This window comes from Amycolatopsis sp. WAC 04169 (assembly GCF_003947535.1).
In the GTDB taxonomy this organism is placed as follows: Bacteria; Actinomycetota; Actinomycetes; order Mycobacteriales; family Pseudonocardiaceae; genus Amycolatopsis; species Amycolatopsis keratiniphila.
Genome location: NZ_QHJI01000006.1, coordinates 200863 through 226389, shown reverse-complemented (window position 1 = coordinate 226389; position 25527 = coordinate 200863). Strand labels below are relative to the sequence as shown.

Sequence of the window (25527 nt, the reverse complement as noted above, 5' to 3'; positions counted from 1 at the left end):
TCTTCTTCCCCACTTCGAAAGGTTGAATTTTCATGGGCCAGGTGAATCGGCGCGCGGTACTCCTCGGCGGTGCCGCGGCGGTTTCGGCGGCGGCGTTGTCGTCGACGGTGCCTTCGTGGGCGAACGCGAGAACGCTGGCGGCGGCGCCCGCCATCCACGACCCGTTCCAGCTCGGTGTCGCCTCGGGTGACCCGCTGCCGGACAGCGTCGTGCTGTGGACGCGGCTCGCGCCCGCCCCGCTGAACCCCGACGGTTTCGGCGGGATGCCGGACGCTTCGTACACAGTGGACTGGGAGATCGCGAACGACCAGGCGTTCTCCTCGATCGCGCAGCGGGGCACCGCGACCGCGGCCCGCGCCTCCGGGCACAGCGTGCACATCGAACCGGTCGGACTCGAGCCGGGACGTGAATACTTCTACCGGTTCAAGACCAGTGGCTACATCTCGCCGGTCGGCCGGACCAGGACCGCTCCCGCCGCCGGTGCCGCGGTGAACCAGCTGAAGTACTGCTTCTCCTCCTGCCAGCATTGGGAGGAGGGCTGGTACCACTCGTACAAGGGCATGCTCGCCGACAACCCGGAACTGGTACTGTTCCTGGGCGACTACATGTACGAGCGGAAGTCCGGCCGCGCCGCCGCCGAGCTGAACCCGCGCAGGCTGGCTTTCACCGAGGACGTCACGACCCTGGCCCAGTACCGCGCGCGGCACGCCCAGCACAAGACCGACGCCGATCTGCAGAAGGCGCACGCGATGGCGCCGTGGCTCGTGGTCTTCGACGACCACGAGGTGATGAACAACTGGAACGGCACCACCAGCCCGGCGACGGACACGCGCAAGGCCGCCGGTTTCCAGGCGTTCTACGAGAACATGCCGATCCGGTCGACCGCCAAGCCGAGCGGCGCGTCGATCCGCCTGTACCGCCAGTTCACGTGGGGCAACCTCGCGCGGTTCCACATGCTCGACACCCGTCAGTACCGCAGCGCGCAGGTGCCTGACCCGTCCGGTTCGGCGGGGCCGGCGTGCACGGACATGCGGTCGACGTCGCGCGGCATCCTGGGTGCCACGCAGGAAGCGTGGCTGCTGAAGGCGCTGGAGACCCACCCGGCGAAGTGGGACTTCCTCGGCCAGCAGGTCTTCTTCGCCACCCGTGACGGCGACGGCAACAAGGCGACGTGCGAGAGCCCCGACTCCTGGCAGGGTTACGAGGCCTCGCGCGACCGGATCGCGAAGGGCATCGTGGACCGCAAGGTGCCGAACCCGATCGTGCTGACCGGCGACGTCCACCGGCACTGGGCGGCCGATCTGCGCCGCGACTACTTCAACCACAGCGACCCGGTGTTCGGTTCGGAACTCGTGACGACCTCGGTGACGAGCAACAGCGACACCGCGACCGACCCGTCGTCGACGTGGCTTTCGCACAACCCGCACATCAAGTACTGCCGGGGAAAGCGCGGCTATGTCCGGGTGACGGCGTCGCAAACGCAGATGCGGGCGGATTTCATGACGGTTTCGGACACCAGCGAGTACGACTTCTCGAAGGTGACCTTGGCCGCGGACCGCTCGTACGTCGTCGAAGCGGGGAAGCCGGGGCTACAGCGGGTCTAGTCAGGAGAGCAGGTCCACCAGCGCGTCACCGCGAGGAGTCCGGACCACCAGGACGACCTGGCCCTCGCGGTGCCGCTGGATCAACCCCGCCGAAACGAGCTGTTCGCAGTGATAGGTGGCGGTGCTCGCGGCGCATGACAGCAGATTCGCGATCTCGCCCATCCGGGCGGGTTTTCCCAGATGCCGCAACAGTTTCGCGCGGTGGGCGCCGACCACCAGATCGAGCCCGTCGACACCGGGCGCCGGCTCGGTCTTGCCACCGTCGAGCAGGCCGTCGAGCCCCGGGAGCGGGTAGCCGATCCAGATGGCGTCCTCTTCGTCGAAGTTGGACACCACCGAGCGGCTGCCCGCGAGCATCGGGACGAGGATCAGCTTGCGGCCACGCGTGGTGTACCGCGCCGGTTCGGCGTCGGGCAGCAGGAGACACCCGTTGCTGAACCGGAAATGCGGCCGCAGCAGGCCGAGTACCGCGTCCGTCCCGCCGCGGACGGAGGCGACGCCGATACGTTCGATCTCGCGGTCGAGCAGGGGACGGGCCTTGGTCCAGAGGTTTTCGGTCGCCAGCCTGGTCGCGGTGAAGGCGTCCGCGAGCGAGGCGACCCAGCGTCTCGGATGGTCGGCGGCCTGCCGCCACTGCGCGGGTAACCGGTCGCCGAAGACCTCTTCCAGGCCTTTCAGGACGTCGGCTTCCGGCAGTTCGCGCAGCATCTCCGCCTGGGCGGCGGCGGAAGAGTCCTCGCCCGGGCTGATCGGGACGATGAAGTCCGGCTGCACCGAGGTGCCGCGGCGGGCGAGCGCGCCCGCCGCACGGTATCCCTGCTCGGGGATCGCCGAGCCCACCTGACGCCGCCAGGGGGCGGGAAGGCCGCGGTCGTACCCGCCGACGACCTCGACGAGCATCGAAACCAGTGAGATGTGCGGTGAAACCGTCACACCGACCGGGATCGTGCTGGTGTCACCGAGTTCGAGCCGGGTATAAGAAGCCGGGGGCGGCGTCTCGCGCATCCGGTCGTCCCTCCTGGGAGTGGGCTTCGCAGCACGCGATGTTAGCGCCTCCCGTCAATACCCGGCATCCGCCCGGAAAACGACCGAAGGACGCTTTCCCCAGGTCGGAAGCGGGGAAGGCGTCCTTCGGCCGGTGCGGCGACCTCAGCGGGCCAGTTGCTCATTCATGATGAGGAACGCGCCGAGACCGTGGAAATCGTTGGTGTTGCGTTTACGCGCGTAGTAATACGCCGTGTCGCCGACGTTGGTGCCTTCGGAAATGTTCGCGATATCGGTCAATCCTTCGGGATTGGTCGAAACCTGGGACAGCACCCCGCGGTGGCCCTTCGCGGCCACAGGGCCGTACTCCGGGCCCACGTAGCCGCGTTGCACCGCGCGGGAGAGCAGGAACGTGTACATCGCCGAAGCCGAGGTCTCCAGCCAGTTGTCCTTGTCGCCGCCCCGGTCGACGACCTGGAACCAGCGGCCCGAAGCCCGGTCCTGCCAGCGCGTGTAGCCGGCCGCGAGGAATCTGACGACCTCCACGAGACGACGCCGTCGCGGATGGTCGCGGGGGAGGATTTCGAGGAGGTCGATCGCCGTCATCCCGAGCCAGCCGATCGCCCGCCCCCAGTGGTACTTCGAATGCCGTCCGGTGCCCGAAGCCCACGGTTCCGAGCCGTCTTCGTCGTAGGCGTGGTAGAGCAGGCCCTTGGCGGGCTCTTTGAGATGGTCGAAGTAGACGCTGACGTTCTTCGCGGCCTCTTCGTAGCAGTAGGCGGCATCGCCGAAAGTCTTGCCGTACAGGGCGAGGAACGGCTGCGCCATGTACACGCCGTCCGCCCACAGCTGCCCGACCCGGCTCGTGGCGTGGAACATCCCGCCGTCGGACGTCCGGGGATAGGACGGGAACCTGGCGCGCAGCTGGTCCGCCGCGGTCTTGTACTTCGCCTGCCCGGTTTCGGTGTACAGCAAGGGGAACATCTGCCCGGAGCGCATCGCGTCGAGATTGGTGAACCCGTTGGAAATGCCGCTGTCGGTGACGAAGCGGTCGTACCAGGCGAGGATGTAGTCGAGGTAGGACTTCTCGCCGGTGCGCCGGTACACCAGGTACTGGCCGTAGAGGTAGAGGCCGCGGGTGTAGCCCCAGCCGCCGAGCGTGGCAGGCGTGTGGCGCTTCATGGTCGAATCGACGACCGCGCGCGACCAGTCCACCGGAGCCGCGGTGGCCACGCCGGGCAGGGTGAGCGCGCCGAGGGCGCCCGCGGTTCCCGCCAGCACGGTGCGCCGCGAAAGTCGTGCCGCGCGAAGAGGATCCGGTGCCATTCGAGGTCCTTCCTGCGCCGGGGAAACCGGGGGAATGAGTGGCCGGGATGCCGATCCGCCGTCCGTCGCCATCCCGGCTGAACAACGTCTACCCGCGTGTTCGTCGGCGAGTCAAGAGAGATCCGATCTCTTACGTCATATATCAGATACGCCACCCGAATGGGCGCTCCCGGTCGGCGGGACGGTCCCGCTGGGCGGCACTTTCCTTCCGCTCGCCTACGATCGGTGCGTGAACGAGCTGACCTTCCGCGGGCGCCGCGTCGCCCGGGACCGCGCCCTGGTCATGGCCATCGTCAACCGGACCCCCGATTCGTTCTACGACAAGGGCGCGACCTTCTCGGATCCGGACGCGCTCGCCGCCGTCGACCGGGTGGTGGCCGAGGGGGCCGACATCGTGGACATCGGCGGGGTCAAGGCGGGCCCCGGCGCGGACGTGGACGTCGAGGAAGAGATCCGACGGGTGGTCCCGTTCGTCGAGCGGATCCGCGAACTGCATCCCGACCTGGTGATCAGCGTCGACACCTGGCGTCACGAGGTCGGCAGGCGCGCGGCGGAGGCGGGCGCGGACCTCATCAACGACACCTGGGCGGGCGCCGATCCGAAACTGGCCGAGGTCGCCGCGGAATTCGGCACCGGCTACGTCTGCTCGCACACCGGGAACGCCGTCCCGCGCACCCGCCCGTTCCGCGTGCGGTACCCGGACGTCGTCGCGGACGTCGTCGCGGAGACGACGGCGCACGCCGAAGCCGTCGTGGCGCTCGGCGTCCCGCGTGAAGGGGTGCTGATCGACCCGACGCACGACTTCGGCAAGAACACCTGGCACAGCCTGGCACTCCTGCGGCACGCGCGGGAACTCGCGGACACCGGCTGGCCCGTGCTGATGGCACTGTCCAATAAGGACTTCGTCGGGGAAACGCTCGGCGTGGAACTCGCGGAGCGCGTCGACGGCACCCTCGCCGCGACGGCCTGGGCGGTGGCCGAAGGCGCGAAGGTGTTCCGGGTGCACGAAGTCCGGCGCACCCGGCAGGTGCTGGAGATGGTCGCGTCGATCCAGGGGACACGGCCGCCCGCACGCGCGATCCGAGGACTCGCTTAACCGTCCGTCGGTCGTCAGCGCGATTCGGTCTGGAGCCGTGGCCCAAACACCTGCGATCGGGCATTTCGCGTGACTGCGGGGACGACACGCGTGATCGGATGGACGACACGCGTGACTAGATGGACGACACGCGCACGCGGCCGGGTCCGCCGAGTGTCGTCCACCTGGACACGCGTGTCGTCCACCTGATCACGCGTGTCGTCCGAGCAGTCACGGGCACCGGACCGCAGCAGATGTCTAACCGTCCGTCGGGATGACGGCGGAAACCGTGGTGCCCGAGCCGGGTTCGCTGGCGACCGTCAGTTCACCGCCGAGCGCGCGGACCCGGTCGCGCAGCCCGTGCAGCCCGGAACCGCCGCCGATGTCGGCCGTACCGACGCCGTCGTCGTGGACGTCCACCCGCAGGCCGTCCTCCTCGACGCGGATACACACCCGGACCTGCTCGGCCTGCGCGTGTTTCAACGCGTTGGTGACCGCTTCGGAGACGACGAAGTACGCCGTGGCCTCGACGGCACCGCTGAGCCGGGGCACGTCCGCCCCCGCGAGGTCCACGGCGATCGGCACCCGGTCCAGCAGCGAGCGGACCGCGGGGATCAGTCCGGCCTCGGTGAGGATCGGCGGCCGGAGCCCGCGCGCGAGTTCACGCAGTTCGGTGACAGTGGCCTGCAGTTCGTCGATCGTGTTCCCCAGCAGGGTCGCGACGGCGGGCGTGAGGTCGTCCCCGAGCCGCCGTTCCGCCATCCGCAGCAGCAGTACGACACTGACCAGGCGTTGCTGTGCCCCGTCGTGCAGGTCCCGCTCGACCCGCCGCCGCTCGTCGTCCGCGGCGGCGACGATCCGGGCGCGGGAGGCCTGGACCTCGACGAGCCGCTCCTCCAGTTCCGCGGCCAGCCGCTGGTTGTCCAGCACCAGCCCGGCCGCGGCGTTGAGCGCGTCGATCGACCGGCTGTCCTTCCACACCTCGTCGTCCTGCACGAGCGCGGCCAGCCCGGAGCCGTCGCGTTCCAGCAGGAGCCGGATCATCTCCGCGTTGCCGACCCGCGCCCGCAGCACCCCGATCAGGAACGTCAGCGGCCACAGGCAGAACGAGATCCGGTAGACGTCCAGCAGCGGCTCGGAGAACGGGTGCCCGGAGCCGAGCGCGCTGCCGACCGTGGTGCTCACCGCGCCCACCACGGCGATCGCGAGGACGGGGGAGAGCAGCCGGCGCTGCGGAAGCCGCCCGGTGAGCCAGCGGTAGAGCAGCACCACCACGACCCCGCCGCCGATCAGCGCGCCGACCAGCTCCAGCAGCCGTTTCACCAGCTCTTCGGCCTCCGGTGAGGCGGCGACCGCGGCGAGGTTCCGCGGATCGTCGTTGACCAGCAGGCCGAGCACGGCCGAAGAGAAGACCACGGCGTACGCGGAGAACGCGAGCACCCGCTCCCCGCGCGACTGGAGTTTCCCGTGGGGGAAGGCGAGCACGAGATGCGCGATCACCGGGCTGGACGCGGCCGCGAGTGCCAGGCCGACGGTGTGCGTCAGCGGCTCGTCGGCGAATTGGAGGTCCTCGGTGAACAACGCGAGCCCCACCAGGGCGATGAGGAGGCCGATGGGGTTCGAGGCGCGGCGTACGTGCGCGACGGCGCCGGCGAGGAGGAAGAGGAATCCCGTCGCGGACGACAAGGTGGTGTCGAGAACGGTGTGTCCGCCGTCGGCGATTTTGAGGGTCGTCGCGACGACGCCCATGCCGATCCCGGCGGTCAGCACGCCCGCCATCGCGACGGTCCGAGGGTGCGTCACCACTGACCGTGATTCGTCCGTTCGGCCCGGACCGTTACACCGGTCCTGAAATGTGGAACAACTGTTCCGCCAGGTGTCAAGCTTTCTCAGCATCTTTCCCGTCATTCGGATGGCGATGCAGGCACGTGGGTGAACATGCGACTCTCGCGCCGTCACCCGAGCCGAGTCGTACCCTCCGAAAGGCGACCTCCCGTGCGCACCCACCACAGAACCCGCTTGCTGGCCGCGGCCTTCGCCGCCCTGACACTGGCCGGCGGGATCGCGGGGTGTTCACGCGCGGACAGCGGCGCCGCCCCGGCGGAGCAGAAGAGCCAGGGCGCCGCGGCCGAGGTGCGCGTCGGGTACTTCCCCAACGTGACGCACGCGCCCGCGCTGATCGGCACCAAGAACGGTTTCTTCGCCAAGGAACTCGGCTCGACGAAGCTCACCACGCAGACGTTCAACGCCGGCCCCGAAGAGGTCAACGCGCTGCTCGGCAACTCGCTCGACATCGCCTTCATCGGCTCCGGGCCCGCGATCAACGCCTTCACCAAGTCCAAGGGCGCCATCCAGCTCGTCTCCGGCGCGGTCACCGGCGGCGCGCAGCTGGTGGTGAAGCCCGAGATCACCACCCCCGAGCAGCTGAGCGGCAAGAACATCGCGACGCCGTCGCTGGCGAACACCCAGGACGTCGCGCTCAAGAAGTTCGTCGCCGAGAAGAAGCTGCCGGACGTCAAGGTCACGAACCTCGACAACCCGAAGACGTTCGACGCCTTCAAGAAGGGCGAGCTCGACGGCGGCTGGCTGCCCGAACCGTGGTCTTCGCGGCTCGTGCTGGACGCGGGCGCGAAGGTCCTGATCGACGAGAAGAACCTGTGGCCCGAGGGCAAGTTCCCGACCACGGTCGTGATCGTCCGCAGCGAGTTCCTCCAGCAGCACCCGGAGACCGTCACCGCCATCCTCAAGGGTGAACTCGCCGCGATCGAATGGGCGAAGACCAACCCCGCCGAGGCGAAGAAGGTGGTCAACGGAGAACTCAAGGCGCTCGCGGGCAGCACACTGAGCGAGGCCGTTCTCGACCGCGCGTTCTCCGGCATCGAACTCGGCATCGATCCGGTGGCGTCGACCTTCACCCAGCTCGCGCAGGACTCGGTGACCGCGGGCGTGGTGAAGTCCGCGGTGGACCTCAAGGGGTTCGCCGATTTCGGCCCGCTCAACGCCGTGCTCAAGGAGCAGGGCAAGCCCGGCGTGAACGCGCCCGGGCTGACGAAGTGACCGGAGGGGATCAGCGATGACGACCACCTTGGAGCCCGGCCTGTCCACCGAGGTCGCCGTGCGGCTCGACGGGGTGCGGAAGGCGTTCGGGCCGACCGGCCGCGCCGTCGTGGCCCTCGACGGGATGGACCTGACGGTCGCGCCCGGCGAATTCGTCTGTCTCCTCGGCGCCTCCGGCTGCGGCAAGAGCACCCTGCTGAACCTGGTCGCCGGCCTCGACCAGCCGACGTCGGGGTCGATCACGCTCGAAACCTCCCGGCCGGCGGTCATGTTCCAGGAGGCCGCGCTGATGCCGTGGCTGACCGCGGCCCGCAACGTGGAACTGCCGCTGCGGCTCGCCGGTTTCGGCCGGGCCGAGCGCCGCGAGAAGGCGGCCGAACTGCTCGAACTCGTCCGCCTCGGCGGCGCGGGCGGCAAGCGGCCGCACGAGCTGTCCGGCGGGATGCGGCAGCGCGTCGCGCTCGCCAGGGCGCTGGCCGCGACCCTGCGCGTCGGCGGTGACGCGGAACAGTCGCTGCTGCTGATGGACGAGCCGTTCGCCGCGCTCGACGCCATCACCCGCGACGTCCTGCAGGGTGAACTGCTGCGCGTCTACCGCAGCACCGGCACCTCGGTGCTGTTCGTGACCCACGACGTCCGCGAGGCCGTCCGGCTGGGCCAGCGGGTGGTGCTGCTGTCGTCGCGGCCGGGCCGGGTCGTGCGGGAATGGCGCGACGTCCAGGGCTCCGACGCCGAAGAGCTGACGCTGGAGATCACCGGTCATCTCCGGGAGGTGATCAGTACCCATGCCGCGGCTTGACCGCCCTGAAACCGCGGTGGAGGACGCCGACGAGGCCGTCGGCGCGGGGCTCGACTCGCTCGACACCCCGACCGGCGAACGCCGGGAAAGCCGGGGCAAGCGGTTCCTGCGCGGCTTCGTGCCGCCGGTGGTCTTCCTGGCGCTGCTGGTCGCGCTGTGGCAGGCACTGTGGGCCGCCGCGTTCTGGCCGGAAGCGATGCTGCCCGCGCCGCTCGCGGTGTGGGACGAACTCGTCGGCATCACCGTCGACGGCGAGATCTTCGAATTCGTCTGGACGTCGGTGCACCGGGCGGCGCTGGGCTTCCTGATCGGCGTGGTCATCGGGACCCCGCTCGGCCTGCTGGTGGCGAAGGTCCGGGTCGTCCGGGCTGCCGTCGGGCCGTTCCTGACCGGGCTGCAGAGCCTTCCGTCGGTGGCCTGGGTGCCCGCGGCGATCCTGTGGTTCGGGCTGAACGACGCGTCGATCTACTTCGTGGTGCTGCTGGGTTCGGTTCCTTCGATCGCGAACGGCCTGGTCGCCGGGATCGACCAGATCCCGCCGATCCTGCCGCGCGTCGGCCAGGTGATGGGCGCGAACCGGCTCTCGTCGGCGCGGCACATCCTGCTGCCCGCCGCGTTGCCCGGATTCCTCGCCGGGCTCAAGCAGGGCTGGGCGTTCTCGTGGCGTTCGCTGATGGCCGCCGAGCTGATCGCGCTGTCCCCGGCGCTCGGCAAGGGGCTCGGCGCGTACCTGCACGAAGGCTCGTCGTTCAACAGCATGGAGGCCGTGATGTCGGCCATCTTCCTGATCCTGCTGGTCGGGGTCGGGATCGAGCTGGTCGTGTTCCGTCCGCTGGAACGTTCGGTCCTGCGTGCCCGTGGTCTCACCGCGTCCCTTTAGGACTTTGGGCAGGCTAGCCTTACCCGCATGTCAGTTCCTGGGGTGCGGGTCAAGGCGTTCCTGACCGCGCTGATGATGTCGTTGCTGGTGGCCGGTTGTGGTTCCTCGCAGTCGGTCGACGAGACCCTGGTGCCGCCGGAGGCGCGGGGCACCTTTCCGGTGACCGTCGAGCACAAGTACGGGTCGACGACGGTCGAGAAGCAGCCGTCGCGGATCGTCACGCTCGGCCTGTCCGACCACGACGCCGTGCTGGCGCTCGGGATCCGGCCGGTCGGCGCGGTCGACTGGTTCAAGGAGCGGCCGTACGGGAAGTGGCCGTGGACCCAGGCGCGCTGGGGCGACAAGGCGCCGGAGGTCGTCGGCGAACGCGACGACTACAACTTCGAGAAGATCGCCGCGCTGAAGCCGGATCTCATCCTCGCCCAGTACAGCGGGATGAAGAAGGAGCAGTACGACAAACTCGCGCAGCTCGCGCCGGTCGTCGCGCAGCCGTCGAAGTTCGCGGACTACGCGGCGCCGTGGCAGGAGATGACCCGGATGGTCGGCCGCGCGCTGGGGCTGCCGCAGAAAGCCGACGAGTTGATCGCCGGCATCGACGGCCGCTTCGCGCGGGCTCGGGCGGAGCACCCCGAGTTCGCGAAGCTGACGATGGTCGTCGCCGACACCTTCGAGGCGGGCAAGTTCTCCGCGTTCACCACGACCGATCCGAAGATGATCTTCATGACCGAGCTGGGCTTCCGGCCCTTCGAGCCGGTGAAGGCGCTGAGCAAACCGGAGAACAACGTCGTCGAGGTCACGTCGGAGCGGTTCGACCTGTTCGACGCGGACCGCTTGGTGTGGCTGAACTCCGACGTCGGCGCCGAGAGCAGGGTGCGGGCCGATCCGGTGTACGGGAAGCTGAAGGTGTCGGCGGAGAAGCGGGATCTGTTCATCACTTACGAGAACCCGCCGGTCGGTGCCGCGATCTCGTTCAACACCGTGCTGAGCATCCCGTACGCGATCGAGCAGCTGGTGCCGAAGCTGGCGGGCTCCTGAGCGTTCATCTTCCGCGGGTGGCAAACCTACGACACCGTAAGTTACGGTGTCGTAGGTAGCGTTTTCCGTACCCTGGAAGGACGAAACGCATGGCGGTCCCCGAAACCACCCGGCTGATGCTCGAACTCGAAGGGACGGTCGAGGAGAACCTCAACCGGCATCTCTCGGTCGCCAAGGAATGGATGCCGCACGAATACGTGCCGTGGGACGAGGGCCGGAACTTCGCCGACCTCGGCGGGGAGGCGTGGGATCCCGAGCAGTCGAGGGTGTCGCCGATCGCGCGGACGTCCTTGGAGGTCAACCTCCTCACCGAGGACAACCTGCCGAGCTACCACCGCGAGATCGAGCGCGCCTTCGGCCGGGACGGCGCGTGGGGCACGTGGGTGCACCGCTGGACCGCCGAAGAGGGCCGCCACGGCATCTGCATCCGCGACTATCTGCTGGTGACGCGCGCGGTCGATCCGGTCGAGCTGGAACGGATGCGGATGCAGACCATGCAGGCCGGGTACGACAGCGGCGACAAGGAGCTGCTGAACGTCTTCGCGTACGTGTCGTTCCAGGAGCTCGCGACGCGGATCTCGCACCGCAACACCGGGAAGTACACGCAGGATCCGTTGTGCGAGAAGCTGCTCGCGCGGGTCGCGATGGACGAGAACCTGCACATGCTCTTCTACCGGAACCTGGTGCAGGCGTCGCTGGAGCTGTCACCCGACGCGATGATGCGCGCCATCACCGACGAGGTCGTCCAGTTCCAGATGCCGGGCGCGGTGATCCCGAGCTTCGTGCGGAAGGCCGCCCTGATCGCGAAGGCGGGCATCTACGACCTGCGGATCCACCACGACGAGGTGATCTGGCCGTTGCTGCGGCAGTGGAAGATCTTCGAGCTCGAAGGACTCGGCGAGGTGGGGGAGAAGGCGCGGGACGAACTCGACCAGTTCCTCAAGGCCCTCGACACCCAGGCGTCGCGTTTCGAAGAGCGTCGCGCGGCCGCCGAAGCCCGAGCCGCCGCCCGCCACGCGTGATCGGAGCCGTAACTCGCGTGATCAGAGGCGCAACTCGCGTGATCGGAGCCGGATCACGGAGTTACGCCTTCAGTCACGCGAGTTACGCCTCCGGACACGCGTGATCCGCCTTCAATCACGCGTGCCCGGGGTGGGTCAGCGCGAGCGGCGCGAGCCGGCCCGGGTCCCCGAGGAGAACGCGGCGGCACCGCCGCGGCGGGCCGGAGCGCCGCCGGACTGGTTCCGCGAGGATTGCGACTTGGCGGCGCCGGAGCCGCGGCGCGGCTGCGCCTCGGCGGCGGCACGACGACCCTGACCGCCCTTGGGCGCGCCTTCGCGACGTCCGGTGGACTCGGCGCCGCGACGGCCCTGGCCCGCGGAAGCACCGCGACGGTCGCCCTCGGAACGCGAGCGGCCGTCCGAGGCGCCACCGCGACGTCCGCCGCCCGAAGCGCCCCGTCCGCCGCCGGAAGCGCCACGGCCACCGGCCGAGGGACCACGGCCACGTCCACCGCGGGCGCCACGTCCACCGCGAGCCGGACGCTCTTCGTCGTCACCCTTGGCCGGGATCGCCTCGCCGGACGCGGTGACCTTCTTAGGCCGCGTGTCCACGATCGGCCGCCGCGGCGACGCGGTGAACGAACGCTCACCGGGCGCCAGTTCCGACAGCAGCGGGTGGCCGGGGCCGAGCTGCGTCGTGGTCGGCTTGATCCCCGCCTTGCGGGTGAGGTCGCGGACGTCGCCGATCTGCGCGTCGGTCATCAGCGTGACGACGGTGCCGGACGCCCCGGCCCGCGCCGTCCGGCCGGACCGGTGCAGGTACGCCTTGTGCTCGACCGGCGGGTCGGCGTGGATGACGAGCGTGACGTCGTCGACGTGGATACCGCGCGCGGCGATGTCGGTCGCGACCAGCGTCTTCGCCGCGCCGGAGGCGAACGCCTCCAGGTTGCGGGTCCGCGCCGTCTGGCCGAGGTTGCCGTGCAGTTCGACCGCCGGCACGCCGGAGGCCATGAGCTTGCGCGTCAGCTGCTTCGCGCGGTGCTTCGTGCGGGTGAACACCAGCGTGCGGCCCGGGGCGGCGGTGAGGTCGATCAGCACCGGCAGCCGGTGGGTCTCCTCCAGGTGCAGCACGTGGTGCTTCATGGTCGAGACCGGGGACTGCGCCGAGTCGACGCTGTGCGTCACCGGGTCGTGCATGAAGCGCTTGACCAGCACGTCGACGCCCGCGTCGAGGGTCGCGGAGAACAGCAGCCGCTGCCCGCGCTCCGGGGTCTCGGCCATGATGCGCCGCACGTCGGGCAGGAAGCCGAGGTCGGCCATGTGGTCGGCCTCGTCCAGCACGGTGATCTCGACGTGGTCGAGTTTCGCCTCGCCGGAGCGCATGTGGTCGGCGAGCCTGCCGGGGCAGGCGACGACGATGTCGACGCCGTCACGCAGGCGAGTGATCTGCGGGTTCGGGCTGACCCCACCGAAGATCGTGGTGACCTTGAGGCCGAGCGGTTTGGCCAGCGGCAGGAACGACGCCTCGATCTGGGTCGCCAGCTCGCGGGTCGGCGCCAGCACCAGCGCGCGCGGGCGGCCGGGACGGCGCCGGGTCGGGCCGTCGGCGAGCCGGGCGAGGACGGGCAGCACGAAGCCGTACGTCTTGCCGGAGCCGGTGCGGCCGCGGCCGAGGACGTCCCGGCCGGCCAGCGAATGCGGCAGCGTGGCGGCCTGAATCGGGAACGGGCTGGTGACGCCCTGTTCGGCGAGTGCGTCGACGAGGGTCTTGGACAGGCCGAGCTCGGTGAAGGTAGGTGTGCTCATAAGCGTGTGGGCGCACGGGCGCCCTGGTATCTCCGTAAGAGTAGAAACGGTTGTCCTGCCCGGCGCAGACCTCGGGGGCCGCGGCGCGTGGTCTTCGACAACGAAACGCGGCCCGAGGCAGAACTGAGCGGACCGCGTGGCCCAGTGTACTGGGTCGTGATCTCCCGGGCTACGTGATATCGCCCGCACCGGCCCGCCGATGTTCGTCGGTTCGTACGAGCCGGACCCGGCCTCGCGGTGAAACGCTGACCCGACCGGACGAAAGGGGACACGGGTGTCGAACGTTCAGGAACTGCAAGGGGTGCTCGACGAGGAGGCGCGCCGCGCGCGCGTCCCCGGCGCCGTGGTGGGGGTGACGCACCGGGGCGAGGAGTCGGTGTTCGCCACCGGAGTGTCCAGTGTGGACACCGGGCTCCCGGTCGATCCCGGCACGTTGTTCATGATCGGCTCCACCAGCAAGACGTTCGCCGCGGCCGCCGTGCTGGCACTGGTCGAAGACGGGGTGCTGGACCTGGACCGGCCGGTCGTCGAGCACCTTCCCGATCTCCCGCTGGTGGATCCGGCGGCGCGGAAGACGGTGACCCTGCGCCATCTGCTCACGCATTCGGCCGGGTTCCTCGGCGACGTGGACTTCACCACCGGGTGGGGTGACGACGCGCTCGCCCTCGCGATCGCGAAGTTCGGCGACCTCCCGCAGAATTTCACGCCCGGTGAGGTGTTCTCCTACTGCAACGCCGGGTTCCAGCTGGCCGGACGGGTCGTCGAGGTGGCGGCGGGCGAGGCCTTCGAGGACGTCGTCCGCGCCCGGCTGCTCGAACCGCTCGGCATGACCGAGTCGTATTACCTGCCGTGGGAGGTGCTCACCCGCCGTCACGCCGTCGGTCACGTGCTGCGAGACGACGGACCGGCGGTCGAGCACACCGTGGGCCTGACCCGGGCCGACAGTGCGAGCGGCGGCCTCTGGTCCACGGCGGGCGACCAGCTGAAGTGGGCACGGTTCTTCCTGACCGGCGAGGCCGAGGGCGAGCCGCCGCTCAGCGAAGCCACCCGCGATCTCATGCGCGCGCCGCAGCGCAAGGCCGCGCTGCGCTTCGAGGAGGTCGGCCTGAGCTGGCTGCACACGACGCACGGCGAGGCCCGGCTGGTCCGGCACGGCGGCAACGTGAGCAACCTGCAGCTGTCGGAGTTCGTGACCTTGCCGGAGGAGGATTTCGCCGTCACGGTGCTGACCAACAGCGCGGGCGGATCCGCGCTGGGCGCCAAGATCGTCGACTGGTGCCTGGAGAACGTGGTCGGGCTGCCGCCGCTCGCGAGCCCGCCGCCGGTGCCCCAGCCGGATATCGCCGAGTACCTGGGCCGCTACCGGACCGGTGACCTGGCGTTCGTGGTCAGCGACCGGGACGGCGCCCTCTGGACCCAGCTCGTCGCGGAAATCGAAGACTTCCCGTCGCCTCCGCCGTTCGAGGCCGTCTTCGTCGGCGGAGACGCGATCGCCCCGGCCGCGGACACCCGCAAGCCCACCGCGCGGTTCCTGCGCGACGAGCGTGGACGGGTGACTTCGGTCGAGTTCGGTGGCCGGACGGCGAAGCGGGACGCTACGGTTACCGGGTAGTAACTTCGGCTGACCAGGAGTGACCATGAGCGAAACGGCGACCGCGTTGTTGCTGAACCCGGGCGGGTACGACCCCCAGCAGTTCGACCCGGAGACGCGTCGCCTGTTGCGTGCCACCATCGAGTGGTTCGAACAGCGTGGCAAGCGCAAGCTCGTCGAGGACTACCACGACCGGACCTTCTACGCGGACTTCATCGAGTTCGCGGGCAAGGAAGGCCTGTTCTCGACCTTCCTCACTCCCGGCGCGAACGCCGAGGGGAACCCCGACAAGCGCTGGGACACCGCGCGGGTCGCGGCCCTGTCGGAGATCCTCGGCTTCTACGGCCTGAACTACTGGTACCCGTGGCAGGTCACCATCCTCGGCCTGGGCCCGGTGTGGCAGAGCGCGAACGAGGCCGCCCGCAAACGCGCGGCGGACTCGCTCGCGGCCGGCGGCGTCGCCGCGTTCGGACTGTCCGAAAAGGAGCACGGGGCCGACATCTACTCGTCGGACCTCGTGCTCACCCCGGACGGTGCGGGCGGCTACCGCGCGAACGGCTCGAAGTACTACATCGGCAACGGGAACTGCGCGCGGACGGTGTCGGTCTTCGGCCGCATCGAAGGTGTCGAGGGCCCGGACCAGTACGTGTTCTTCTACGCGGACTCGGAGCACCCGAACTACCGCGTGGTGAAGAACGTCGTGCCGTCGCAGATGTACGTCGCCGAGTTCGAGCTGAACGACTATCCGGTGTCCGAAGAGGACATCCTGCACGTCGGCGCCGAGGCGTTCTCCGCGGCGCTGAACACGGTCAACATCGGCAAGTTCAACCTGTGCTTCGGCGGCATCGGGATGTCGACGCACTCGCTGTACGAGGCGATCACACACGCGCACAACCGGGTGCTCTATGGCAAGAAGGTCACCGATTTCCCGCACGTGCGCAGGGAATTCGTCGAGGCGTACGCGCGGCTCGTCGCGATGAAGCTGTTCTCCGACCGCGCCGTGGACTACTTCCGCAGCGCGAACGCGGACGACCGCCGGTACCTGCTGTTCAACCCGATCACCAAGATGAAGGTGACCACCGAGGCGCAGAAGGTCATCGGCCTGGTCGCGGATGTGGTGGCGGCCAAGGGTTTCGAGGCCGACACCTATCTCGCGATGTCCAAGAACGACATCGACGGCCTGCCGAAGCTCGAAGGCACGGTGGCGGTGAACCTCGCGCTGATCGCGAAGTTCGTGCCCGCGTACCTGTTCGCGCCGCAGGCCTACGAGCCGGTGCCGACCCGCTCCGACGCGGCGGACGACGAGTTCCTGTTCCGCCAGGGCCCCGCGCGCGGGCTGTCGAAGGTGCGGTTCCACGACTGGCGTGAGGCGTACGCCAAGGCGTCCGCGATCCCGAACGCCGCGCGGTTCACCGAACAGGCCGAGGCGCTGGTGAAGCTGTTCACCGACGCGGCCCCGGACGAGGCGCAGCAGCAGGACCTCGACTTCGGGCTCGCGCTGACCGAGCTGTTCACGCTGGTCGTCTACGGGCAGCTGGTGCTGGAGCAGGCGGAGATCACCGGGATCGAGACCGAGGTCGTCGACCAGATCTTCGCCGTGCTGGTGCAGGACTTCAGCGTCGCCGCGATCGACCTGCACGGGAAGTCGTCCTCGACCGACGCGCAGCAGGCGCTCGCGCTGGCTTCGATCCGGAAGCCGGTCGTGGACGCGGCCCGCTTCGACCACGTGTGGTCCCTGGTCCGCGATCTCTCGGGCGCCTACGCGATGAACCCGTAAAGTCCCGTGAAGGCCCCCTTCCCTCGGCTCAGCCGAGGGAAGGGGGCCTTCACGCGCAAAGTGACCTACTTGCCGAAGCCGGCCTTCCGGAGCGCGTCCGCCATGGCGCCGCCGCCACCGAAATTGCCGCCGCGGTCCCGGCCGCCGCCACGGCCGCCCTGGCCGCCGCGCTGGCCGCCCTGACGCTGGCCGCCGCCCTGGCCGCGGTCACGACCGCCGCCGCCCTGCTCGCGAGCGGGCTTGCCGGGCTCGTCGTCCAGGCGCAGGGTCAGCGAGATCCGCTTGCGCGGCACATCGACTTCCAGCACCTTCACCTTGACGATGTCGCCCGGCTTCACGACCTCACGCGGGTCCTTGACGAAGTTCTTCGACAGCGCCGACACGTGCGCGAGCCCGTCCTGGTGCACGCCGACGTCGATGAACGCGCCGAACGCGGCCACGTTCGTCACGACGCCTTCCAGACGCATACCCGGCTTCAGGTCGCCGATCTTCTCGACGCCGTCGGCGAACGTCGCGGTCTTGAACGCGGGACGCGGGTCGCGGCCCGGCTTGTCGAGTTCGGCGAGGATGTCGGTCACGGTCGGGAGACCGAAGGTGTCGTCGACGAACTCGGACGGCTTCAGCGCCTGCAGCGTCCGCGTGTTGCCGATCAGCGAACGGATGTCGGTACCGGTGGACGAAAGGATCCGCCGCACCACCGGGTACGCCTCCGGGTGCACCGAGGACGAGTCGAGCGGGTCGTCGCCGTCCGGGATCCGGAGGAAGCCCGCGCACTGCTCGAAGGCCTTCGGACCCAGCCGCGCGACCTCCTTGAGCCCGCTCCGGGTCTTGAACGGCCCGTTCTCGTCGCGGTGCGCGACGATGTTCTCCGCCAGCGTCGTCGTGATGCCCGAAACGCGGGTCAGCAGCGGCGCCGACGCGGTGTTGACGTCCACGCCGACGGCGTTCACACAGTCTTCGACCACCGCGTCGAGTGAACGCGACAGCGAGATCTCCGACAGGTCGTGCTGGTACTGCCCGACGCCGATCGACTTCGGGTCGATCTTCACCAGTTCCGCCAGCGGGTCCTGCAGCCGCCGCGCGATGGAGACCGCGCCGCGCAGCGAGACGTCCATGCCCGGCAGCTCCTGCGACGCGAACGCCGACGCCGAGTAGACCGACGCGCCGGCCTCCGAGACGACGGCCTTGGTCAGCTTCAGTTCCGGGTGCTTCTTGATCAGTTCGCCGGCGAGCTTGTCGGTCTCGCGCGACGCGGTGCCGTTGCCGATCGAGATCAGGTCCACCTTGTGCCGGGCGCAGAGCGCGGCGAGTTCGGCGATGGACTGGTCCCATTTGTTCGCGGGCTGGTGCGGGTAGATCACGTGCGTGTCGACGACCTTGCCGGTCGCGTCGACGACGGCGACCTTGACGCCGGTCCGGAAGCCCGGGTCGAGGCCCATCGTGGCGCGGGTGCCGGCCGGGGCGGCGAGCAGCAGGTCGCGCAGGTTCGCGGCGAACACGCGGACGGCGTCGTCCTCGGCCGACTGGCGCAGCCGCATCCGCAGGTCGATGCCCAGGTGCAGCAGGATCTTCGTGCGCCACGCCCAGCGGACGGTGTCGCCGAGCCACTTGTCGGCTGGACGGCCTTCGTTGGCGATGCCGAACTTGTGCGCGATCCGGTTCTCGTACTCGGTCGGCCCGGTGCGCGGTTCTTCGGAGGGCTCCTCCGACTCCATCGACAGGTCGAGGATCTCTTCCTTCTCGCCGCGGAACATCGCGAGGATCCGGTGCGAGGGGAGCTTGGTGTAGGGCTCGGAGAAGTCGAAGTAGTCGGAGAACTTCGCGCCCTCTTCGGCCTTGCCGTCGCGGACCTTCGAGGCCAGGCGGCCTTCCGCCCACATCTTCTCGCGCAGCTCGCCGATCAGGTCGGCGTCCTCGGCGAAGCGCTCGACGAGGATCGCGCGGGCGCCGTCCAGCGCGGCCTGCGCGTCGGCGACACCCTTGTCGGCGTCGACGAACACCGCGGCGGCGGCCTGCGGATCGGTGTTCGGGTCGCTCAGCAGCCCGTCGGCGAGCGGCTCCAGACCGGCCTCGCGGGCGATCATCGCCTTCGTCCGCCGCTTGGGCTTGTACGGCAGGTAGATGTCCTCGAGGCGGGACTTGGTGTCCGCCGCCATGATCGAGGCTTCGAGCGCCTCGTCCAGCTTGCCCTGGCTGCGGATCGACTCCAGCACCGCGACCTTGCGCTCGCCGAGTTCCCGCAGGTAGCGGAGGCGTTCTTCGAGGGTGCGGAGCTGGGTGTCGTCCAGCATCCCGGTGACCTCTTTGCGGTACCGGGCGATGAACGGCACGGTCGATCCGCCGTCCAGCAGGTCGACGGCCGCCTTGACCTGCCCCTCGCGCACGCCGAGTTCTTCGGCGATCTTCTGCTCGACTGTCTGCAGGCCCTGCACGCTCACTCCCACGCTCCTGAAATCCGCCCTCGGGTGCTCTCGGACCCTGCATTCTGCCGCTCGCGCCGAGCCGACTTTCGTATGGCCTCCCCTAACCGAACCCTTGACAGTTGTATTGGTCTGTACCATTTTGATGTGGCCGACATCACCCGTTCGTGGAGGCCAGTCGTGAAAGTGAAGCCGAAACACGCGTTCCTCGCCCTGCTGTCGTCACTGGCCGTGTGCCTGGGGGTGACTTTCGCGGTCTCGGGCAACGCCTCGGCCGCCAACATCCTGACCAACCCGGGCTTCGAACTCGGGACCACGAGCGGCTGGACCTGCTCCGGCACCAACGCGGTGGTCACCACGCCGGTCCATTCGGGCACCCGTGCGCTCAGCGCCACCCCGGCCGGACAGGACAACGCCCGCTGTTCGCAGAGCGTGGCGGTCAAGGCCAACACCGCGTACACGCTTTCGGCGTGGGTGCAGGGCAGCTACACCTACCTCGGTGTCACCGGCACCGGGACGGGTGACAAGAACACCTGGACCCAGGGCGGCGGCACCTGGAGCCAGCTCTCGCTGAGCTTCACCACCGGCGCGTCCACCACCAGCGTCGAGATCTACCTGCACGGCTGGTACGGCCAGCCCGCGTACTTCGCCGACGACGTGAACCTCGACGGCCCCGGCGGCTCGCCCACCACGACGCCGACCACGCCGACGACGTCCACGAGCCCGACGACCACCACGTCGAACCCGCCGACCACCACGACCAGCACCCCGCCGACGGGGAACCTGCCGAAGCACGTGATCACCGGCTACTGGCAGAACTTCTACAACGGCGCGAAGGCGCTCAAGCTCGCCGACGTCCCGACGAAGTACAACATCATCGCGGTGTCCTTCGCCGACGCGACGGCCACGCCGGGCGCGGTCAGCTTCACCCTCGACTCCGGTCTGTCGAGCCAGCTCGGCGGCTACACCGACGCGCAGTTCAAGGCCGACATCAAGACGGCGCAGGCGCGCGGGCAGAAGGTCATCCTGTCCGTCGGCGGTGAGAAGGGCACGATCCGCGTCGACTCCGCGGCCGCGGCGACGAACTTCTCCAACAGCATGAAGTCGCTCATCGCGACCTACGGCTTCGACGGCGTCGACATCGACCTCGAGAACGGCGTCAACGCGACCTACATGGCGCAGGCGCTGCGCAGCATCCACGCGGCGGGCGGCTCGATCATCACCATGGCGCCGCAGACGATCGACATGCAGAGCCCGGCGGCGGAGTACTTCAAGCTGGCGCTGAACGTCAAGGACATCCTGACCATCGTCAACATGCAGTACTACAACAGCGGCACGATGCTCGGCTGCGACCAGAAAGTCTACTCGCAGGGCACGGTCGACTTCCTCACCGCGCTGGCCTGCATCCAGTTGCAGAGCGGCCTGCGGGCCGACCAGGTGGGTCTCGGCCTGCCCGCGTCGGGCTCGGCGGCCGGTGGTGGCTACCAGGCGCCCGGCAACACGGTCAACGCGCTGAACTGCCTGGCGAAGGGCACGAACTGCGGCTCGTTCAAGCCTTCGACGACGTACCCGACGATCCGGGGCGCGATGACCTGGTCGATCAACTGGGACGCCTCGCAGGGCTACGCGTGGTCGAACACGGTGAGCGCGGGCCTGGCCGGCCTCCCGTGACGACCCGCTAGACCGGGGCGGGGCACCGTCGTCGCGCGGGCGACGGTGCTCCGCCCTTTCCATGTCACGCGTTTCGTCCTCTGGATGCGGTAGTTGGCAGGGCGAACTACCGCATCCAGAGGACGAAACGCGCGGGGGTCAGAGCGGCGTGAGGGGCAACCGCAACGCCGCCGGGGCCTCCGGTGGGACGACGGGCTTCAGCGGGGCGACGGGGGACAGGCGCCGGTAGGCGGAGCCGAGCGGCGGCCGTGGATCCTCCTCGCCCTTGTTGGGCCACAACGACATCGCGCGTTCCGCCTGCGCGGTGATGGTCAGCGACGGGTTCACGCCGAGGTTCGCCGAGATCGCCGAGCCGTCGGCGATGTGCAGCCCCGGATACCCGTGCACCCGCTGGTACGGGTCGACGACGCCGGTCTCGGCGCTGTCGCCGATCGCGCAGCCCCCGATGAAATGCCCGGTGATCGGGATGTTCGCCAGATCCGTCCACGCGCCCTGTGCCAGCCCGCCGATCTTGTCCGCCACCCGCCGCGTGACCTCGTGCCCGGCCGGGATCCACTCGGGGTTCGGGTCGCCGATGCCCTGTTTCGTGGTCATCCGGCGGCCGAAGAGCCCGCGTTTCGTGTACGTGGTCACGGAATTGTTCAGCGTCTGCATCACCAGCAGCCCGACCATCCGCTCCGACCACCGTCGCGGGTTGTGCAGCCGCACCAGCCGCCGCCGGTTCCGCCACAGTTCGCGCGCGCCCAGCACCCATCGGCGTTTACCCGGCTCGGCGTCGACGAGCACCGTCGTCAGCAGGCCCATGAAGTTGCTGCCCTTGCCGTAGCGCACCGGCTCGACATGCGTCACGGCGTCGGGATGGATCGACGACGTGATCGCGACGCCGCGGGTGAAGTCCGTGTCCTTCCGCAGCGAGCGCGCGGCGAGCACGGCCTCGGAGTTCGTCCTGGCGAGCAGACCCAGCCGTGGCGACAGCTCCGGCAGCGTGCCCGAATCCTTGAGTGAGTGCAGAAGCCGTTGCGTGCCGAGGGAAGCGGCGGCGAACACGACCTGTTCGGCGGTGAAGGTCCGCTTGCCCTTGCGAGCCCACCGTCCTGTTCGGACGGTGTCCACCGCGTAGCCGCCGTCGACCGGCCGGACCGACACCGCGGTGGTCAGCGGATGGACCTCCGCGCCCGCCTTCTCCGCCAGGTACAGGTAGTTCTTGACGGTCGTGTTCTTCGCGCCGACCCGGCAGCCGGTCATGCACTCGCCGCAGTGCGTGCACGGCTTGCGCAGCGGGCCCTCTCCGCCGAAGAACGGGTCGACGTCGCGCTCGCCGAAGTGGACGCCGACCGGCGTCGGCCGGTAGGTGTCCGCGATGCCCATGTCCTCGGCGACCTCGCGCAGCACTCGGTCGGCCGGGGTGACCAGCGGGTTCTCCACCACGCCCAGCATCCGTTTCGCCTGGTCGTAATGCGGGGCGAGTTCGGCCTTCCAGTCGGTGATGTGCGCCCACTGCGGATCCCGGTAGAAGGTGTCCGGTGGTTCGTAGAGCGTGTTCGCGTAGACGAGCGAGCCGCCGCCGACACCCGCGCCGCTCAGTACGAACGTGTTCTTCAGCAGGGTCAGCCGCTGGATGCCGTAGCAGCCCAGTTTCGGCGCCCACAGGTATTTCCGCAGCCGCCAGGACGTCTTCGCGAACTCGTCGTCGGCGAACCGGCGGCCGGTCTCCAGCACGCCGACGCGATAGCCCTTCTCGGTGAGCCGCAACGCGGTCACGCTGCCGCCGAAACCGGAGCCGATCACCAGCACGTCGTAGTTCATCGCGGTCCCGCCGTCCGGTAGTCGCCGAGGTCGAGGGTCTTCGTCCGGCGGTCGTATTCGGTGACCAGACCGGGCCAGTTCGTGCTCACACGGCCGTTCTCCTGGCGGTACCAACTGGCGCAGGTCGTCCACACACTGCGGCCGAGCCGTCGCTGGATCTCCTCGTCGTAGCGCTGCTCGACCTCCGGGACGACGTCCATATAGGACACTCCGGGGTTGGCGAGGTGTTCGACGGCCTGGCGGATGTAGCGGGCCTGCCGTTCGATCATGTAGATGATCGAGCCGGCACCGAGGTTCGTGTTGGGGCCGTAGACGCAGAACAGATTCGGGAAGCCCGGCACGGTCATGCCGAGGTACGCCCGCGCGCCGCCCTTCCACGCGTCCGACAGCGCTTTTCCGCCGAGGCCTTCCACTTTCAATTCACCGAGGAAGTCGGTCGCCGCGAAGCCGGTCCCGTAGACGATGACGTCGGCCTCGTGCTCGACACCGTCCTCGGTGCGCACACCGGACGGGGTGATCGCGCTGATCCGCCGCGTCTCGACGGCGACGTTGTGCTGCGCCAGCGCGGGCAGGTACTCGTTGGTGAACAGGATCCGTTTGCAGCCCAGCGGGTAGTCCGGGGTGAGCTTCTCGCGCAGCGCCGGGTCCTTGATGTGACGGCGGCGCAGCTGGGCCGTCCGCAGCTCGAAGACCTTGGCCAGCAACGGATGCTTCGTCATCGCGTACGTCGCGTACTCGGCGAGCAGGAAGATCCGGAGCCTGCCGAGCAGCTGCGTCGCCGGCAGGTGCCGGAACAGCCGCTGCTGCCAGCGCCGGTAACTGGTGTCCCGTTTCGCCATGATGTAGGGCGCGGTGCGCTGGAACACCGTCAGTTCGCCGGCCTGGCGCTGGAGTTCGGGCACGAACTGGATCGCGCTCGCGCCGGTGCCGATCACCGCGACCTTCTTGCCGCGCAGGTCGGCGTCGTGATCCCAGCGCGCGGAGTGGAAACTGATGCCCTCGAAGGTCTCCTGGCCGGGGATGTCCGGCTGGACGGGCCGCGAAAGCTGGCCGACGGCGGGCACGAAGACGTTCGCCTCGAACGTCTCGCCGCCCGCGGTCTCCACCCGCCACAGCCCGCGCTCCTCGTCGAAGGCCGCGGAGGTGACGCGGACGCCGAACCGGATATGCGGTTCGAGCCCGTAGCGGCGCACCACGCGTTTGAGGTACTCGTGGATGTCCGGCTGCAGCGAGAACCGCTTCGGCCAGTCGGGGTTGGGCTCGTAGGAGAACGAGTACAGCGGCGACGGGATGTCGCAGCCCGCGCCGGGGTACGTGTTCTCCCGCCAGACGCCGCCGGGTTCGCCGGCGCTCTCCAGGATGGTGAAGTTCTCGAACCCGGCGCGTTTGAGCTCGATCGCCGTCCCGACTCCGCCGAAGCCCGTCCCTACGATCAGCACGCTCGTATCGCCCATGCCGATCGAAGTTACCCAGCGGTCATCCCTGGTGGAAGTACACGACCGGCCACTCAATCGAGATTTTCGGCCACTCCCCTCCCGCATTTCGTCCTCTGGATGCGGTAGTTCGCGCTGCCAACCACCGCATTCAGAGGACGAAATGCACCGAGTGGGTCTCGGCCTTCGGATGCGCCCAGGCCAGGAGGCGGTGCGCCGAGCTCTCCAGGGCTTCCAGATCCCGCTTCGGGATGCGCTCGAACGGCGTGATCACCACCGAAGCCGTCTTCTTCACCGTCTTGATCTCCCAGAAGCCCTTCACCATCCCGCCGACCAGGATCGTGCCCTTGACCAGGCCGTTCTGCGTGATGACGACCTTGCGGTGCTCGTCGCTGATCACCCGCGTGCGGTCGGCGTAGGACAGGACGGTCTGATCGAACGGCCCCAGCAGCCGGGCGGGCGCGGGGGTGTCCGGATCCGGACGGGAGGCTTCGGGCAGGTCGAAGAGCTCGCGGCCGTTCTCGTCGCGGAACGTCCGCAGCTCCGGGCGCAGCCGCTCGGCGACGTCGCCGAGTTTCGTGATCCCGGCCCAGGCCTGCGCGTCCTGCACACTGGCCGGTCCGAACGCGGCCAGGTAGCGCCGGAACATCGCTTCCGGCGACGGCGCGGCGTCCGGTTCGGCGCCCAGCCAGTCCCCGGTGGTCTGGTATGTCGGCTGCCCGGACTTGCCCCAGACGCCGCGCGGCGGGATCTGCACCAGCGGCAGCAACGCCCGCGCGACGTGCACCAGCGACGACGGCGCCACGCCCTCCCACCGCTTCGCCAGTTCCGCGCCGAGTTCCGCCGACGAAAGCGGCCGCTCGCCGAGCAGTTTGCGGGCGGTACGGGCGATCTCCTGCTGGTCGAGGCCCTTGATGTCCGGGCCGAACTGGGTGTTGCCGAGCACCGAGCGGTCGTAGAGCGGTTGCACGATGGGGCGCCACGCGAGCGCGTCCGACGGCGTGACCAGGTGCACCGTGCCGCGCATGAGCGCGATCCGCACGACGCTCTTGTCGAGCAGGAGACTCGCCAGGTCTTCCTGGCGGAAGCCGTGCAGTCGCGTCCACAGCGCGAAGTACGGCGGGTTCGGCGCCTGCGCCTGCAACCCGGCCAGATGCTCGACCGCTTCGAGCGCGGTCATCTTCGAACGCCGGAGCAGCAACTGCCGGTCCAGCATGGCGCGGTTCAGCGCGCGCCTGCTCAACGTGTCGGACATACCGCTC

The 25527-nt window shown here is 69.2% G+C and carries 18 protein-coding genes; 10 read left to right on the top strand and 8 right to left on the bottom strand.

Annotated elements, in window-relative coordinates:
• Nucleotides 1–32: 32 nt before the first annotated feature.
• Nucleotides 33–1604, top strand: a complete 1572-nt coding sequence (locus DMC61_RS17210) for an alkaline phosphatase (protein ID WP_125690121.1) — start codon at nt 33–35, stop codon at nt 1602–1604.
• Here DMC61_RS17210 and DMC61_RS17205 read toward each other — a convergent pair whose 3' ends face one another.
• The gene (locus tag DMC61_RS17205; RefSeq protein WP_072028450.1) at nt 1605–2609 is read right to left on the bottom strand and encodes a helix-turn-helix domain-containing protein; all 1005 of its coding nucleotides are present in this window, start codon (nt 2607–2609) and stop codon (nt 1605–1607) included.
• Nucleotides 2610–2753: 144 nt separating this feature from the next.
• On the bottom strand, nt 2754–3914 hold the full coding sequence (locus DMC61_RS17200; RefSeq protein WP_125690120.1) for a glycoside hydrolase family 105 protein: 1161 nt from the start codon (nt 3912–3914) through the stop codon (nt 2754–2756).
• Between the two features lie 229 nt (nt 3915–4143).
• Here DMC61_RS17200 and folP point away from each other — a divergent pair, with 229 nt between their 5' ends.
• A complete protein-coding gene (gene folP / locus DMC61_RS17195) occupies nt 4144–5010 on the top strand; it encodes a dihydropteroate synthase (protein WP_199750019.1) in 867 nt (288 codons plus the stop codon).
• A 237-nt stretch (nt 5011–5247) separates the two neighbouring features.
• Here the strand turns inward: folP and DMC61_RS17190 are convergent, their stop codons facing one another.
• The gene (locus DMC61_RS17190; RefSeq protein WP_125690461.1) at nt 5248–6768 is read right to left on the bottom strand and encodes a sensor histidine kinase; all 1521 of its coding nucleotides are present in this window, start codon (nt 6766–6768) and stop codon (nt 5248–5250) included.
• Nucleotides 6769–6984: 216 nt separating this feature from the next.
• Between DMC61_RS17190 and DMC61_RS17185 the strand changes: the two genes are divergently transcribed.
• The 5 genes from DMC61_RS17185 (at nt 6985) to DMC61_RS17165 (ending at nt 11782) form a co-directional block, all read left to right on the top strand.
• A complete protein-coding gene (locus DMC61_RS17185) occupies nt 6985–8046 on the top strand; it encodes an ABC transporter substrate-binding protein (protein WP_125690119.1) in 1062 nt (353 codons plus the stop codon).
• Nucleotides 8047–8062: 16 nt separating this feature from the next.
• A complete protein-coding gene (locus tag DMC61_RS17180; protein ID WP_125690118.1) occupies nt 8063–8845 on the top strand; it encodes an ABC transporter ATP-binding protein in 783 nt (260 codons plus the stop codon).
• A complete protein-coding gene (locus DMC61_RS17175) occupies nt 8832–9725 on the top strand; it encodes an ABC transporter permease (protein ID WP_125690117.1) in 894 nt (297 codons plus the stop codon). The genes DMC61_RS17180 and DMC61_RS17175 overlap by 14 nt, the downstream gene beginning before the upstream one ends.
• Before the next feature lie 27 nt (nt 9726–9752).
• Nucleotides 9753–10760: an iron-siderophore ABC transporter substrate-binding protein gene (locus DMC61_RS17170; protein WP_233594832.1), complete on the top strand. Its 1008-nt coding sequence runs from the start codon at nt 9753–9755 to the stop codon at nt 10758–10760.
• 89 nt (nt 10761–10849) lie between these two features.
• A complete protein-coding gene (locus DMC61_RS17165) occupies nt 10850–11782 on the top strand; it encodes an acyl-ACP desaturase (protein WP_063277033.1) in 933 nt (310 codons plus the stop codon).
• A gap of 135 nt (nt 11783–11917) precedes the next feature.
• Here the strand turns inward: DMC61_RS17165 and DMC61_RS17160 are convergent, their stop codons facing one another.
• The gene (locus DMC61_RS17160; protein ID WP_125690116.1) at nt 11918–13567 is read right to left on the bottom strand and encodes a DEAD/DEAH box helicase; all 1650 of its coding nucleotides are present in this window, start codon (nt 13565–13567) and stop codon (nt 11918–11920) included.
• A 274-nt stretch (nt 13568–13841) separates the two neighbouring features.
• Between DMC61_RS17160 and DMC61_RS17155 the strand changes: the two genes are divergently transcribed.
• Together DMC61_RS17155 and DMC61_RS17150 are read left to right on the top strand one after the other, a co-directional pair.
• Nucleotides 13842–15179, top strand: a complete 1338-nt coding sequence (locus DMC61_RS17155) for a serine hydrolase (protein ID WP_125690115.1) — start codon at nt 13842–13844, stop codon at nt 15177–15179.
• A gap of 25 nt (nt 15180–15204) precedes the next feature.
• The gene (locus DMC61_RS17150; protein ID WP_199750018.1) at nt 15205–16935 is read left to right on the top strand and encodes an acyl-CoA dehydrogenase; all 1731 of its coding nucleotides are present in this window, start codon (nt 15205–15207) and stop codon (nt 16933–16935) included.
• Nucleotides 16936–17000: 65 nt separating this feature from the next.
• On the opposite strand, the gene DMC61_RS17145 is transcribed toward DMC61_RS17150, so the two are convergent.
• Nucleotides 17001–19373 (bottom strand): Tex family protein, encoded by a 2373-nt coding sequence (locus DMC61_RS17145; RefSeq protein ID WP_016332029.1) that lies wholly within the window; start codon nt 19371–19373, stop codon nt 17001–17003.
• Between the two features lie 162 nt (nt 19374–19535).
• On the opposite strand from DMC61_RS17145, the gene DMC61_RS17140 reads away from it, so the two are divergent.
• A complete protein-coding gene (locus tag DMC61_RS17140) occupies nt 19536–21026 on the top strand; it encodes a chitinase (RefSeq protein ID WP_125690114.1) in 1491 nt (496 codons plus the stop codon).
• Between the two features lie 138 nt (nt 21027–21164).
• Here DMC61_RS17140 and DMC61_RS17135 read toward each other — a convergent pair whose 3' ends face one another.
• The 3 genes from DMC61_RS17135 to DMC61_RS17125 form a co-directional block, all read right to left on the bottom strand.
• Entirely contained in the window at nt 21165–22832 is a 1668-nt protein-coding gene (locus tag DMC61_RS17135; RefSeq protein WP_125690113.1) for a GMC oxidoreductase, read from the bottom strand.
• Complete coding sequence (locus DMC61_RS17130) at nt 22829–24286, bottom strand: NAD(P)/FAD-dependent oxidoreductase (protein WP_125690112.1); 1458 nt, start codon at nt 24284–24286, stop codon at nt 22829–22831. Before DMC61_RS17130 ends, DMC61_RS17135 begins: the two co-directional genes overlap by 4 nt.
• A gap of 130 nt (nt 24287–24416) precedes the next feature.
• The gene (locus tag DMC61_RS17125) at nt 24417–25520 is read right to left on the bottom strand and encodes a winged helix DNA-binding domain-containing protein (RefSeq protein WP_125690111.1); all 1104 of its coding nucleotides are present in this window, start codon (nt 25518–25520) and stop codon (nt 24417–24419) included.
• Nucleotides 25521–25527 lie beyond the last annotated feature (7 nt).

What these genes read in the sequence shown, in the direction of transcription:
- DMC61_RS17210 (WP_125690121.1), top strand. Translation starts at nt 33, where the DNA reads ATGGGCCAGGTGAATCGGCGCGCGGTACTCCTCGGCGGTGCCGCGGCG.
- DMC61_RS17205 (WP_072028450.1), bottom strand. Translation starts at nt 2,609, where the DNA reads ATGCGCGAGACGCCGCCCCCGGCTTCTTATACCCGGCTCGAACTCGGT.
- DMC61_RS17190 (WP_125690461.1), bottom strand. Translation starts at nt 6,768, where the DNA reads ATGGCGGGCGTGCTGACCGCCGGGATCGGCATGGGCGTCGTCGCGACG.
- DMC61_RS17200 (WP_125690120.1), bottom strand. Translation starts at nt 3,914, where the DNA reads ATGGCACCGGATCCTCTTCGCGCGGCACGACTTTCGCGGCGCACCGTG.
- DMC61_RS17180 (WP_125690118.1), top strand. Translation starts at nt 8,063, where the DNA reads ATGACGACCACCTTGGAGCCCGGCCTGTCCACCGAGGTCGCCGTGCGG.
- DMC61_RS17170 (WP_233594832.1), top strand. Translation starts at nt 9,753, where the DNA reads ATGTCAGTTCCTGGGGTGCGGGTCAAGGCGTTCCTGACCGCGCTGATG.
- DMC61_RS17135 (WP_125690113.1), bottom strand. Translation starts at nt 22,832, where the DNA reads ATGAACTACGACGTGCTGGTGATCGGCTCCGGTTTCGGCGGCAGCGTG.
- DMC61_RS17175 (WP_125690117.1), top strand. Translation starts at nt 8,832, where the DNA reads ATGCCGCGGCTTGACCGCCCTGAAACCGCGGTGGAGGACGCCGACGAG.
- DMC61_RS17165 (WP_063277033.1), top strand. Translation starts at nt 10,850, where the DNA reads ATGGCGGTCCCCGAAACCACCCGGCTGATGCTCGAACTCGAAGGGACG.
- DMC61_RS17130 (WP_125690112.1), bottom strand. Translation starts at nt 24,286, where the DNA reads ATGGGCGATACGAGCGTGCTGATCGTAGGGACGGGCTTCGGCGGAGTC.
- DMC61_RS17160 (WP_125690116.1), bottom strand. Translation starts at nt 13,567, where the DNA reads ATGAGCACACCTACCTTCACCGAGCTCGGCCTGTCCAAGACCCTCGTC.
- DMC61_RS17150 (WP_199750018.1), top strand. Translation starts at nt 15,205, where the DNA reads ATGAGCGAAACGGCGACCGCGTTGTTGCTGAACCCGGGCGGGTACGAC.
- DMC61_RS17125 (WP_125690111.1), bottom strand. Translation starts at nt 25,520, where the DNA reads ATGTCCGACACGTTGAGCAGGCGCGCGCTGAACCGCGCCATGCTGGAC.